The organism is Streptomyces sp. NPDC029296, from assembly GCF_055569255.1.
This window is the reverse complement of sequence record NZ_JBVHXT010000001.1, coordinates 206526-219954: the sequence shown is the minus strand read 5'-3', so window position 1 is coordinate 219954 and position 13429 is coordinate 206526. Positions and strand designations below refer to the sequence as shown.

The following is a 13429-nucleotide window of genomic DNA, read 5'->3' as shown; positions in this document are numbered from 1 at the left end:
GTTCGGCCGCCACCGGTGTTCCGCTACCGGTTCTCCGCCACCGGCGCCGTCCGCCGCCAGGGGATCAGCTCCTCCAACTCCTCGGCCACCCCCAGCAGTACGGACTCCGTGCCCGGCCGGCCCACCAGCTGCACGGCACAGGGCGCGCCCGAGGGCAGCGTGCCCACCGGGACGGACATCGCCGGCCAGCCGGTCAGGTTCCACGGTGGAGTGAACGGCGAGTAGGCGGAGTCGGCGAGGAGGTTGCGCAGCCAGCCGCGCTCGTGCCACGGCCCGGCCTGCGGGGAACGGCGGGCCAGCGCCGGGGTGAGCAGCACGTCGTACTCGGTGAAGAACGGCGTCAGCCGGGCGCGCAGCCGCTCCCGGGCCGCGCCGCCGCCGACCGCGCGCGTGAAACGGCGGCCCACGGCCGCGTGCACCCGGGTCCGGCGGGCCAGCCGGGCCGGGTCCATGCCCTCGGCGTCCACCGCCGTCCCGGCCGTCCAGTGCCCGAGCGCGGTCACGCCGAGGGACAGCGGGTACGGCGGCTCGGCGCGCCGCACCCGGTGCCCGGACCGCGCCAGCGCCCCGGCCGCCTGCCGGACCGCGTTCGTATACGGCCGGCTCACGGGCACCCCGGCGAGCGGGCTGCGCAGCGCGACGGCGATCCTGCGCGGACCGCGCTCCTCGCGCCGTACGGACTCCGGGCCGGCGAGGACGCCCAGCATCAGCCGCAGATCCTCCACCGTCGTGGCCAGCGGCCCGTTCTCCGCCATGCCGAACCAGTCGCCGTGCCCGATCCCGGCCGGCACCACGTCCGGCCCCGGCTTCAGCGTGACCAGCCCGCAGTTCGCGGCCGGGATGCGCAGCGAGCCCATCCCGTCGTTGCCCAGTGCCAGCGGCACCAGCCCCGCGGCCACCGCCGCCGCGCTGCCGCCGGAGGAGCCCCCCGCCGTGCGGGACAGGTCCCACGGATTGCGGGCGATGCCGTACGGGCCCTCCGTGGTGGCGAAGACGCACAGCTCCGGCACGTTCGTCACCCCGACCACCACCGCGCCCGCCGCGCGCAGCCGGGCCACTGTCGCGTGGTCCTCGGCAGCCGGGGTGTCCGGGGTGGCGGCGGAGCCGTTGCGGCACGACTCGCCGCGCACCGGCAGGTTGTCCTTGACCGCCACCGGCACGCCCGCGAGCGGCAGCCCGGCCAGATCCGCGCGGGCGGCCACCGCGTCGGCCTCGGCGAGCGCCGCCCGCTCCCGGACCTTCCGGAACGCCCCGATCCGGCCGTCGGACCGCTCGATCCGCGCGAGGTGTTCGGCCACCACCTCCCGGGGCGTGACCCGCTTCTCGCGGACGGCGGCGGCGATCTCGGCGGCACTCCGGCCGGCCCAGCTGCTCACGGACACTCCTCGGCTGGTCGTCGACTGCGCGCCCCATCGGTTACCCGTCGGTACGAAGGCGCGTAGGGAGAACTGTGCACCGCCGGGGCCGGTACGTCGAGGGTCCGGGCCGGTACGTCGAAGGGCCGTCGGACCCGGGCGGCGGCCCGGTCACTCGCGTGACGTGCCGCCGCCCGTGTCCTCGTCCGGACCTCCGCCGCTCGTCCCGTCATCGGCGCCGGCCGTGCGCGCCGGGCCCGTGCTGTCCCGTTCGATCAGCCGGGGGACCGGCACCCGCACCGTCCGGGCCGGCCCGCCGTCCAGCAGCGCCAGCAGCTCCCGCGCCGCCGTCGACCCGAACTCCACGCTGTCCCGGGACAGCGCCGACAGCCCCGGCATGACCATGCGGCACAGGGCCGAGTCCTCCCACGCCACCACCGACAGCCCGGCCGGCACCGAGAACCCCAGCTCGGCCGCGGCGGCGAGCCCGGCGACGGCCATCACATCGGTGTCGTAGACCAGGGCCGTCGGGGGAGCGGGGCCGCGCAGGACCCTGCGGGTGACTGCGGCGGCCTCGGCGTCGGAGTAGTCGGTCGTCACCGACTCCACCTCGGGGAGCCCCCGCCGCTCCGCCTCGGCGCGCAGCGTGCGGATCCGGCGCTGGGTGTGCGCGAGGCCCGGCAGGCCGGCGACGTGGACGATCCGGCGATGCCCCAGGGCCGTCAACTCGCCCACCACCGCGGCCATCGCGCCCGCGTCGTCCGCCCAGACCGTGGACAGCCCGGGGGGCCGCTCGTCCGGGGCGCCACCGATCACCACGGCGGGCAGGGAGAGTTCGTCCAGCAGAGCGGGGCGCGGATCGTCGGCGCGCGGATCGACGACCAGGACGCCGTCCACCCGGTGCTCGGCCCACCAGCGCCGGTACACCGCGCACTCGTCGGCCACGTCCTCCACCACCTGGAACAGCAGGCCCAAGTGGCGCTCGGCCAGCACCTTCTGGATGCCGGAGACGAGCTGGAGGAAGAAGGAGTCGACACCCAGCGTGGCCGCGGGGCGGGCCAGCACGAAGCCGGCCGTGGCCGCGCCCTCCCCGGACAGCGCGCGGGCCGCCGTGCTCGGCCGCCAGCCCAGCTGCTCGGCGACCCGGCGGACCCGGGCCCGGGTGGCCTCGGAGACCCCGGGGCGGTCGTTGAGCGCGAAGGACACGGCGCTCTCGGAGACACCGGCGCGCCGGGCGACGTCCTTCATCGTGGGCCGGCGCGCGGGGGACCGTCTGGTCGGCACGTTTCCTCCCCTTCGGCAGGGAACTGCTAATGCGCTTGAGTGTCAAGACCCTAAAGCGCATTAGTCAACTACCGCAAGGTCCCGGCCAGTAGACGCCCACCTGCACTGATGTCGGACGGAATGCTTCAGCCGCGACGAATGCATTGACTTTCTCCGAACGCCACGGGCAAGGTCTTTCGCGCGCCACCCACAGCCCCGACACAGCGAGGGAGCCGTGTCCGTGCCCATCTCCCGCAGAGCCCTCACCGCCGTCGCCGTCGCCCTCGTCCTGCCGCTGAGCGCCTGCGGCCCGGGCGGTGACGACGGCACGAGCGACGCCTCCGGCAAGGTCGAGGGCGACATCACCTTCCAGACCTGGAACCTGCGCGCCGGCTTCAAGGACTACTTCGAGGACCTGATCGCCGGCTTCGAGGAGAAGTACCCGGACACCCACGTCACATGGATCGACCAGCCCGCCGGGGGCTACGCCGACAAGATCAGCGCCGACGCGGCCGGCGGCACCCTGCCCGACGTCGTCAACGTCTCCCCGGACCTCCTCGCCCCGCTCGCCGGGGCGGGCCTCGCGCTGGACCTCGACAAGGCCGCCGCCCGCTACCGGAAGGAGTACCTGCCCGGCGCCTGGGCCGGCCACCAGGTCCCCGGCCTGACCGGCACCTACGCCTTCCCCTGGTACCTCAACACCGGCCCGCTCTTCTACAACAAGGCCCTCTTCGAAAAGGCCGGACTCGACCCCGGGCAGCCCCCGAAGACGTACGGCGAACTCTTCGCCGACGCCCTGCGGATGGCCGGCAGGAGCGGCGGCAAGGTCGCCACCCTCGCCAACGTCCCCACCATCGAGGACTTCGGCCGCTACGGCGTCCCCCTCATGAACGAGCGGGGCACCGCATTCGCCTTCAACCACCCCAAGGGCGTCGAACTCCTCACCGAGTACAAGCGGTTGTACGACGCCGGGGCCCTCGACCCGCAGGCGCTCACCGCCACCGGGGAGTCCGCCGGCAAGAAGTTCCTCACCGGCGCCGTCGCCATGAACCCCGGCAGCGCCCTGGACCTGGAGAACTTCAGGAAAAACGCCCCGAGCCTGTACCGGAACATCGGCATCACCGACCAGATCACCAGCACCGGACACGCCAACATGTACGTGATGGGCGTCATGGTCAACTCCCGTACCCGGCACGCCCCGGCCGCGGTCGCCTTCGCCCACTTCGTCACCGACGCGAGGAACCAGATGTCCTTCGCCAAGCGGGTCGCCATCTTCCCCAGCACCGCCGGCTCCCTGGACGACCCGTACTTCACCGAGGAGGACGGCACCGACGCCACCCGGGTGCGCGTCGCCGCCGCCAAGTCCCTGAAGAACGCCGTCAACTACACCCCCGTGCTGTTCAGCGAGCAGATGAAGACCGCGCTGCGCAACGAGGTCGCCAAGGCGCTCCAGGGCAAGGAGAGCCCCCAGGAAGCCCTGGACAACGCTGTCAAGGCCGCCGACCGGCTGCTCCGGCAGGGCTGACCGCCATGGCCGCGCCCCTCCGCGTCCGGCGTCAACTTCCCACCAGCCCCTGGCTGTTCGCCGCGCCCGGACTGCTGATCACCGGTACCTTCGTGCTCTACCCCTTCCTCTCCACCCTGGTGAACTCCCTCACCGACCGCCGCACCCTGCTCCCCGGCCGCTACGTCGGACTCGCCAACTTCCGCGAACTGCTCCACGACGACATGTTCTGGACCGGACTGCGCAACAGCGCCCTCTACGTCCTCGGCGTCGTCCCCGCGCTCGTCGTCCTGCCCCTGCTGCTCGCCCTGCTGGTGCACCGGAACATCCCCGGCATCACCTTCTTCCGCTCCGCCTTCTACACCCCCGTCGTCGCCTCGATCGTCGTCGTGGGCCTGATCTGGGTATGGCTGCTGGACGAACGCGGCCTGATCAACTCACTGCTGGAGACGGTGGGCATCGGCCACGTCGGATTCCTCAGCGACCAGTGGCTGCTCCTGCTCAGCGCCATGGCGGTCACGGTGTGGAAGGGCCTCGGCTACTACATGGTCGTCTACCTGGCCGCACTGGCCAACGTGCCGCGCGAACTGCACGAGGCCGCCGCCGTCGACGGCGCCGGCCCGGTCCGCCGCTTCCTGTCCGTCACCGTGCCCGCCGTGCGCTCCACCATGGTGCTCGTCGCCGCGCTCTCCTCCGTCGCCGCCTTCAAGGTGTTCTCCGAGGTGTATCTGATGGCGGGACCGAGCGGCGGCCCGGCCGGCGAGGACACCACCCTCGTCATGCTCGTCCAGCGCACCGGCACCGGCCTGTCCGGCCGCGTCGGCTACGCCTCCGCCCTCTCCGTCGTCGTGTTCGCCGTCACCGTCGCCCTGATGCTGCTCGTCCTGCGCGCCGACCGGAGGGAGGAACCGTGACCGTCCCGGAGAAGGTACGGCCCGAGCCGCCGGCCGCCGTCGCCCGCGGGCGCCGCGTCACCGACGAGCACGGCCGCCGGATCCGGCCCGGCGAACTGCTCTGGCGCTACCTGCTGCTCCTCGTCGTCCTCGCGCTGACCGCCGGCCCGTTCCTCTGGCAGCTGTCCACCTCCCTCAAAGGCCCCACCGAGGACATCTACAGCTCCCCGCCCCGCCTCCTGCCCGGCCACCCCACCCTGCACAACTACGCCCGGGTCGCGGACACCGTCCCGGTCTGGGACTACGCCCTGAACTCCCTGAAGGTCGCCACTGCCAGTGTCGTCACCAACTGCGCCGGTTCGGCGCTCGCCGGCTACGCCCTGGCCCGGCTGCGCTACCGCGGCCGGCGCGCCACCACACTCGTCTTCGTGCTGGCCATGCTCGTCCCCGTCGAGGGCATCGTCATCGCCCAGTTCACCACGATGCGCGAACTCGGCCTGAACAACACCCTGATCGGCGTCGTGCTGCCCGGGGCCGTCGGCGCGCTGAACGTCCTGCTGATGCGGGGCGCCTTCCGCGCCCTGCCCTACGAACTGGAGGAGGCCGCCTACGTCGACGGCGCCAACGTCTGGCAGCGGTTCCGGCGCGTCGCCCTGCCCTCGGTCAAGGGCACCCTCGCCGTCGTGGCGATCTTCTCCTTCATGGGCGCCTGGGACGACTTCCTGTGGCCGCTCGTCGTGCTCAGCGACCCGTCCAAGTTCACCCTGACCATCGGCCTCAACCATCTGCACGGCACCTTCGCCGGCGACGAACGCCTCGTCGCCGCCGGCACGGTCATCGCCGTGGCGCCGCTCATCGTCCTGTTCGCCTGCCTCCAGCGGTACTTCTTCCGGGGCGTCGGCGAGGGCGCCGTCAAGGGCTGAACCACGCCCGAGCACCCGAGCCCCCGACCCCCGAGCACAAGGACACCGCATGCCTCCTGCCGTGCGTTTCGGCGTCAACTACACGCCCAGCGAAGGGTGGTTCCACCACTGGCTCGACTTCGACCTCGACTCCGTGCGCGCCGACCTCGACGCGATCGCCGCGCTCGGCCTGGACCACATCCGCGTCTTCCCACTGTGGCCGTACTTCCAGCCCAACCGCACCCTGATCCGCCCCCGCGCCGTCGACCAGCTCGTGGCCCTCGCCGACGCCGCCGCCGAACGCGGCCTCGACACCGCCGTGGACGGACTGCAGGGCCACCTGTCCAGCTTCGACTTCCTGCCCGCCTGGACCCGCACCTGGCACCGCCGCAACCTGTTCACCGACCCGGACGTCACCGACGGCCAGGCCGCCTACCTGCGCACCCTCGCCGCCGCCCTCGCCGGCCGGCCGCACTTCCTCGGCATGACCGTCGGCAACGAGGTCAACCAGTTCGCCGCCGGCCCCCACCCCGACCCCGACCCGGTCACCCCCGAGGAGGCCGGACGCTGGCTCACCCGGATGCTGGACGCCTGCGCCGAGGGCGCCCCCGGCCGCCCCCACCTGCACGCCTCCTACGACGCCGCCTGGTACCGGGACGACCAGCCCTTCACCCCCGGCCACTCCGCCCGGCTCGGCGCCATGACCGCCGTCCACTCCTGGGTGTTCAACGGCACCGCCCAGCGGCACGGCCCTACCTCCGTGCCGACCGAACACCACGCCGCCTACCTGGTGGAACTGAGCAAGGCCTGGGCACACGACCCGCACCGGCCGGTCTGGCTCCAGGAGGTCGGCGCCCCCGCGCCCCTGGTGCCCGCCGAACACGCCGCCGCCTTCGCCGAGGCGACGATCCGCCACGTCCTGGACTGCCCCGGACTGTGGGGCATCACCTGGTGGTGCTCCCACGACGTCCCGCGCACGCTCGCCGACTTCCCCGAACTCGAGTACTCCCTCGGTCTGTTCACCGGCGAACGACGGCCCAAGGACATCGCCCGCACCCTGGCCGCCGCGGCCCGCGCCCCCCACCGCGCCCCGGCAGCCCGCCGTACGGCCCTCGTCGTCCCCGCCGCGCCGGACCACCGCTCCCGCTGCGCGCCCGGCGGCGACGTCTACGACGCCTACTTCCGGCTCGTCGCCGACGGCGCCCGCCCGACCACCGTGCTCGACACCCGCGCCGACGACCGGGATCACCTCGCCGCGCGCGGCATCACCGACGTCGTCACTCCCGGCCAGGTACGCCCCGTACACCAAGGAGGCACCCGCTCGTGAACCCCACCAGACGCACCGTCCTGATCGCCGCCGGTGCGGCCGGTGCCGCCGGTGCCGCCGGTGCCGTCGGTGCCGCCGGTGCCGTCGGTGCCGCCGGGCCGGCCCCCGTGGCGTCCGCGGCGGCGGCCCCGCGCGCCGCGTCCGCGACCCCGCCGTACGCCGCCTACTGGTACCCGGACTCGCTGCCCTCCGGCACCCCCGGTCCCGGCGTCACCTGGCGCAGCCTGAAGAGCTGGCGTCCCGACACCGACCCCGACCTCGCCTTCAACGCGGCGACCGTGCCCCTCGCCCCGCGCTTCACGCCGATCCCGGCGAACCCCACCGCCCGCTCGGGACAGGCCCGTGTCCAGGCCCTCGTCTCCTTCGGGCCGACAGCGGGCAACCCCTCGCAGGGCTCGGCCACCGCCGACCACTACGCCCTCACCCACTGGGCGTACATCGACGAGCTGGTGTTCTGGGGCGGCTCGGCCGGGGAGGGCCTGATCCTCGCCCCGAACGCGCCCGTCGTGGACGCGGCCCACCGGCACGGCGTTCCCGTCCTCGGGAAAGTCTTCCTGCCCCCCGCGGCCTACGGCGGACAACTCCGGTGGACCCGCGACCTGGTGCAGCAGGACGCCGCCGGCCGCTACCCGCTCGCCGCGCGACTCGTCGCGGTCGCGGCGGCGTACGGCTTCGACGGCTGGTTCCTCAACGCCGAGACGGGCGGCGGCAACACCGCGCTCGGCACGGCCGTGCTCGGCTTCGTCAAGGAGCTGAGGGCGCTGGCGGCGGCCGAGGGGCAGCGGGTGACGTGGTACGACGCGTTGACCGTGAACGGCACGGTCAACTGGCAGGGCGCGCTGACGAGTGGGAACCAGGCGTTCTTCCAGGCCGCCGACGGCATGTTCGTGGACTTCCGGTGGAGCGCGGCCACACTGGCGTCGTCCGGTACGAAGGCGGACGGACTGGGCCGCAGCCGCTATGAGCTGTGGGCCGGTGTCGACGTCGAGTCCCAGGGATCCGGGACGTATGTGAACTGGGACGCGATCGTGCCGTCCGGCAAGCCGCACGTGACGTCGATCGGGTTCTACCGGCCCGAGTGGACGCGCGACCACCTGCCCGCCGACCGCCGCGCCCCCGGGGACTTCCACGCGGCCGACGACCGGTTCTGGACCGGACGGTCCACGGACCCGTCGCGGCCCGACCCGGGCGAACCCTGGCGGGCACCGGCGGTGTCCGTGGCGGACCGGTCCACGGTCGCCTCGGTTCCGTTCGCGACCGTGTTCAACACGGGCCACGGGCTGCGGTGGTACGAGGAGGGGACCGTGGCCTCGGACGCCCCGTGGAACCACCTCGGGCTCCAGGACCGGCTGCCGTCGCGGCGATGGGTGGTCCGGACGGCCGGCGCGCGACCGGCGGTCTCCTTCGACTTCGGCGACGCCTGGCGCGGCGGGAGCAGCGTGCTGGTCACGGGTGAACTCGATCAACCGGTGGTCCTGGACCTGTACGCGACCCGGCTGCCGATCGCTGTGAACGCGGTTGTCGACCTGACGTACCGGAGCGAATCTGAGTCTGTGAACGTCGAGCTCGCGGTGGCAACGGCGGAACCGAACGGTCCGGGGGAGACCCCGCCGTACAGGTACCTGCCTGTGAACCCCGTCAACACGGAGATCCCCGGGCAACCGGCGGCTGCGGCGACGGGCGTGCACCCCGGCCAGGCGGCGACCCGTGTGAACCCGGCTCACGCCAACCCACCCGCCGACTCACGCGGCAGCGACCCCGCTGTGAACCCGGATGACACGCCACCACGAGCAACACCAGGCAACGCTCCCGTCGATGTGAACTCGATTCACACGCAAGCGCCCGGCAAGCCCCACACCCGCCACCCGCGTGTGAACCCGGTCAACGGCTGGCACACCGTCACCATCCCGCTCACCGGCCTCCACGGCACCGCATACGCCCTCGGCATCCGCCTCACCCCCACATCCGCCCCCACCTCACCCCCGCCCTCACCCCGATCCGCTGGCGGCTCGGCGGCCTCGCCGTCCGCCCCGCCGGCACCCCGCCCGCCCCCGCCGCCCCCTCCGCCGCCCGCGTCACCGCGGCGAACGGCGGCGACCTCCGCCTCGCCTGGAACCCCGCCCCCGGCCCCGTCCGCCACTACACCCTCCACCGCCTCCTCCCCGACGGCACCCGCCGCTTCCTCGGCGCCACCGGCCAGCGCGCCTGGTTCGCCGCCGGCCTGCGGCCCGAGCAGGGCGAGCCGGCCGCACGGTTCGAAGTGCGCGCCGTGGGGGAGCTCTACAACGCCTCGGCCCCCGTCACCGTCACCCACCCCTGGTAACCACCCCCGGTAATCACCCCGGAAACCCGCAGGGAGCACCCCGCATGCATGACGACCGCACGCTGGTGGAAGCCCGCCTCAGGCGCGTGCTCGACGAACGTATCCGCCCTGCCGTGTACCCCGAGTCCGTCCCGCTCCGGGTCGCGGTGTGGCACGCGCCCGGCGAACCCGTGCCGGTCGCCGAGGGACTCGCCGCCCAGCCCGAGCCGATCGAGGTCGGCGCCCGCTGGGGCGCTCCCTGGGGCACCAGCTGGTTCCGGGTCACCGGGACCGTGCCCGAGGCGTGGGCCGGCCGGACCGTCGAGGCCCTGCTCGACCTGGGCTTCGACGAGAACATGCCCGGCTTCCAGTGCGAGGGCCTGGTCTACCGGCCCGACGGCACCCCGGTGAAGGGCCTCAACCCGCGCAGCCAGTGGGTGCGGATCGGCGCGCCCGTCGCGGGCGGCGAGGAGGTACGGCTGCACGTCGAGGCCGCCTCCAACCCGGTCGTCCTCGACTACCACCCCTTCCGGCCGACCTGGCTCGGCGACAAGGACACCGCCGGGGGCGACCCGCAGTACACCCTCGCCCGCATGGACCTCGCCGTGTTCGACGAGAACGTGTGGCAGCTGGTCATGGACCTGGAGGTGCTGGGGGAGCTGATGGCCGAGCTGCCCGTGGACTCCCCGCGCCGCTGGGACATCCTGCGCGCGGTCGACCGGGCCCTGGACCTCGTCGACCTCCAGGACGTGAACGCCACCGCCGGCCGGGCCCGCCGGCAGCTCACCGGCGTGCTGTCGGCCCCCGCCGTGCCCTCCGCGCACCGGCTCAGCGCCGTCGGGCACGCGCACATCGACTCCGCCTGGCTGTGGCCGCTCAGGGAGACCGTGCGCAAGGTGGCCCGGACGGTGTCCAACATGACCGCGCTGCTCGAGGACGAGCCGGACTTCGTCTTCGCCATGTCCCAGGCGCAGCAGTGGGCGTGGGTGAAGGAGCACCGGCCCGAAGTGTGGGTTCGGGTGAAAGAGGCCGTCACCGAGGGGCGGTTCGTGCCGGCCGGCGGGATGTGGGTGGAGTCGGACACCAATATGCCCGGCTCGGAGGCGATGGCCCGGCAGTTCGTGCACGGCAAGCGGTTCTTCCTCGACGAGTTCGGCGTCGAGAACGAGGAGGCCTGGCTCCCGGACACCTTCGGCTTCGCCGCGGGGTTGCCCCAGATCATCAAGGCGGCCGGCTCCAAGTGGCTGCTGACGCAGAAGATCTCCTGGTCGCAGACCAACAAGTTCCCGCACCACACCTTCCACTGGGAGGGCATCGACGGCACCCGCGTCTTCACGCACTTCCCGCCGATCGACACCTACAACTGCTCGATGAAGGGCGGCGAGATCGCCCACGCGGTACGCAACTTCCGGGACAAGGGCAGGGCCCGGCACTCCCTGGCCCCCACCGGCTGGGGCGACGGCGGCGGCGGCACCACACGGGAGATGGTCGCCAAGGCGGCCCGGCTGCGTGACCTGGAGGGCTCCGCCACCGTCCGCTGGGAGACCCCGCGCGCGTTCTTCGAACGGGCCGAGGCCGAGTACCCCGAACCGCCGGTCTGGGCCGGCGAGCTGTACCTCGAACTGCACCGCGCCACCCTCACCAGCCAGGCCCGCACCAAGCAGGGCAACCGGCACTGCGAGCACCTGCTGCGCGAGGCCGAGCTCTGGGCGGCCACCGCGTCCGTACGCACCGGGTCCGCCTATCCCTATGAGGAGTTGGACCGCATCTGGAAGACGGTCCTGCTGCACCAGTTCCACGACATCCTGCCCGGCTCGTCCATCGCCTGGGTGCACCGGGAGGCCCGGGCGACCTACGAGCGGCTGACCGCCGAGCTGACCGCGCTCATCGACACCGCCCAGCGCGCGCTGGCCGGGGAGGGCACGGCCCCGCTGCTGTTCAACTCCGCCCCGCACGCCCGCCACGGCGTCCCGGCGGGCGGCGCCGGCACCGCTCGGGCACCGGGCACCAGCACCCTCACGCCCCGCGAGGACGGCGGGTTCACGCTGGACAACGGCCTGCTGCGGATCACCGTGGACGCCCGGGGCCTGGTCGTCTCGGCCTACGACCCCGCCGCCGACCGCGAGACGATCGCCCCCGGCAGGGCCGCGAACCTCCTCCAGCTCCACCCGGACTTCCCGAACATGTGGGACGCCTGGGACGTCGACTCCTTCTACCGCAACACCGTCACCGACCTCACCGAAGCGGAGTCGGTCACGGCCGGCGCGGACGGCGCCTCGGTGCGGATCGTCCGGGCCTTCGGGTCCTCCCGGGCGACCCAGCTGCTGTCCCTGCCTCCGGGGGAGCGCCGGCTGCTCATCGACACCGAGGTGGACTGGCACGAGACGGAGAAGTTCCTGAAGCTGGCCTTCCCGCTCGACCTGCACGCCGAACGGTACGCGTCCGAGACCCAGTTCGGGCACGTGTTCCGCCCCACCCACACCAACACCTCCTGGGAGGCGGCCAGGTTCGAGGCGTGCAACCACCGCTTCGTGCACATGGAGGAGCCCGGCTGGGGCGTGGCGGTCGTCAACGACTCCACGTACGGCCACGATGTGACCCGCGCCGTCCGCACCGACGGCGACGGCGGTACGACCACCACCGTCCGGGTGTCCCTGCTGCGCGCCCCGCGCTTCCCCGACCCGGAGACCGATCAGGGCGTCCACCGCTTCCGGCACGCCCTGGTCCCCGGCGCCACGGTCGGCGACGCGGTCCGCGAGGGCTGGCGGATCAACCTGCCGGAGCGGCGCGCGGCCGGCGCCGGCGCGGTCGCCCCGCTGGTCGCCGTGGACGACGACGCGGTCGTGGTGACGGCGGTGAAACTCGCCGACGACGGCAGCGGGGACGTGGTCGTCCGCTTCCACGAGGCCCACGGCGGCCGGGCCCGGGCGACCCTGACGGCCGGCTTCCCGTTCACCGACGTCACCGCCACCGACCTGCTGGAGCGCCCGCTGTCCGAGGCCCGGCCCGGCACACGCGAGGGCGAGCGGATCACCGTGCGCCTGCGCCCGTTCGAACTCGTCACCCTCAGGTTCGTCCGCCCCTGACCCGCGAGGCGCCGTCCACCGCGGGGCTCGGCGCCCGCTCGCCGAGCCGCGCCGGGCCCCGGCCGGGACGAGGTCTCACCGCTCACCGCCCCCGATCCGGCCCCGCAGCCACTCCTCCACCCCGCCCACGTGGGCCGCTGCCGCCGCGCGGGCCGCCTCCGGGTCGCGGGCGGTGAGGGCGCGGTGGATGGCGGCGTGTTCGCGGCGGGTGCGGGCGAGGGCGCCGTCCTCCTGGCAGCCGCGCCGGACCCGGGCGCGGAAGGTGCGGGAGGACAGGCCGTCCAGGATGGCGGCCATCGTCGCGTTGCCCGCGGCCGACGCGATCTCGCGGTGGAAGGCGAGGTCGTGGGCGAGGATCTCCTCGGGGTCGTCGGTGGCGTTCATCGCCGCCAAGTGGGCCCCGACGGCGGCCAGCCGGTCCGCGGTGATGCGCGCGGCGGCCAGCGCGGTCGCCGTGGACTCCAGCACCCGGCGCACCTCCAGCAGTTCCACCAGGCGCGGCCCCGGGGACAGGTCCGCGACCACCCCGAAGGTCTCCAGCAGGTCGCCGGCCTCCAGCGCGCCGACGTAGATGCCCGACCCGTGCCGCGCGTCCAGCACCCCCATGACCGTCAGGGCGCGGACCGCCTCCCGGGTCGAACTGCGCGAGATGCCGAGCCGTACGGCCAGTTCCCGTTCGGTGGGCAGCCGCTGGCCCGGTTTCAGGCGGCCCTCGGCGATCATCGCCTTGATCTCCTCGACGGCGCGCTGGGTCACCGTGCCCTTGCGCGGGGCCGCATCGTCCACGCCACTCCTCC

Annotated in this window: 9 protein-coding genes and 1 pseudogene; 7 read left to right on the top strand and 3 right to left on the bottom strand. The window is 73.7% G+C overall.

Annotated features, from left to right (window positions below):
• Window positions 1-23 precede the first annotated feature (23 nt).
• Together ACZ4W9_RS00870 and ACZ4W9_RS00865 are read right to left on the bottom strand one after the other, a co-directional pair.
• On the bottom strand, window positions 24-1376 hold the full coding sequence (locus ACZ4W9_RS00870) for an amidase (RefSeq protein WP_467932268.1): 1353 nt from the start codon (window positions 1374-1376) through the stop codon (window positions 24-26).
• 150 nt (window positions 1377-1526) lie between these two features.
• The gene (locus ACZ4W9_RS00865) at window positions 1527-2639 is read right to left on the bottom strand and encodes a LacI family DNA-binding transcriptional regulator (protein ID WP_467932267.1); all 1113 of its coding nucleotides are present in this window, start codon (window positions 2637-2639) and stop codon (window positions 1527-1529) included.
• A gap of 220 nt (window positions 2640-2859) precedes the next feature.
• Between ACZ4W9_RS00865 and ACZ4W9_RS00860 the strand changes: the two genes are divergently transcribed.
• The 7 genes and pseudogenes from ACZ4W9_RS00860 to ACZ4W9_RS00830 all read left to right on the top strand — a co-directional run bounded on the left by ACZ4W9_RS00860 (window position 2860) and on the right by ACZ4W9_RS00830 (window position 12632).
• Window positions 2860-4143 carry an ABC transporter substrate-binding protein gene (locus ACZ4W9_RS00860; RefSeq protein ID WP_467932266.1) on the top strand — a complete coding sequence of 428 codons (1284 nt, stop codon included), beginning with the start codon at window positions 2860-2862 and terminating at the stop codon, window positions 4141-4143.
• Between the two features lie 5 nt (window positions 4144-4148).
• Window positions 4149-5036: a carbohydrate ABC transporter permease gene (locus ACZ4W9_RS00855; RefSeq protein ID WP_467932265.1), complete on the top strand. Its 888-nt coding sequence runs from the start codon at window positions 4149-4151 to the stop codon at window positions 5034-5036.
• Complete coding sequence (locus ACZ4W9_RS00850; protein WP_467932263.1) at window positions 5033-5938, top strand: carbohydrate ABC transporter permease; 906 nt, start codon at window positions 5033-5035, stop codon at window positions 5936-5938. The genes ACZ4W9_RS00855 and ACZ4W9_RS00850 overlap by 4 nt, the downstream gene beginning before the upstream one ends.
• Window positions 5939-5987: 49 nt before the next feature.
• Entirely contained in the window at window positions 5988-7244 is a 1257-nt protein-coding gene (locus tag ACZ4W9_RS00845; RefSeq protein ID WP_467932262.1) for a glycoside hydrolase 5 family protein, read from the top strand.
• Window positions 7241-8875: pseudogene (locus ACZ4W9_RS00840) on the top strand (endo-beta-N-acetylglucosaminidase); the annotation flags it as partial. The gene ACZ4W9_RS00845 and the pseudogene ACZ4W9_RS00840, both read left to right, overlap by 4 nt.
• Window positions 8876-9132: 257 nt before the next feature.
• Entirely contained in the window at window positions 9133-9567 is a 435-nt protein-coding gene (locus tag ACZ4W9_RS00835; protein ID WP_467932423.1) for a GH85 family endohexosaminidase C-terminal domain-containing protein, read from the top strand.
• A gap of 44 nt (window positions 9568-9611) precedes the next feature.
• Entirely contained in the window at window positions 9612-12632 is a 3021-nt protein-coding gene (locus tag ACZ4W9_RS00830) for an alpha-mannosidase (RefSeq protein ID WP_467932261.1), read from the top strand.
• Between the two features lie 75 nt (window positions 12633-12707).
• Here ACZ4W9_RS00830 and ACZ4W9_RS00825 read toward each other — a convergent pair whose 3' ends face one another.
• Complete coding sequence (locus ACZ4W9_RS00825) at window positions 12708-13418, bottom strand: FadR/GntR family transcriptional regulator (protein ID WP_467932259.1); 711 nt, start codon at window positions 13416-13418, stop codon at window positions 12708-12710.
• Window positions 13419-13429: the final 11 nt, after the last annotated feature.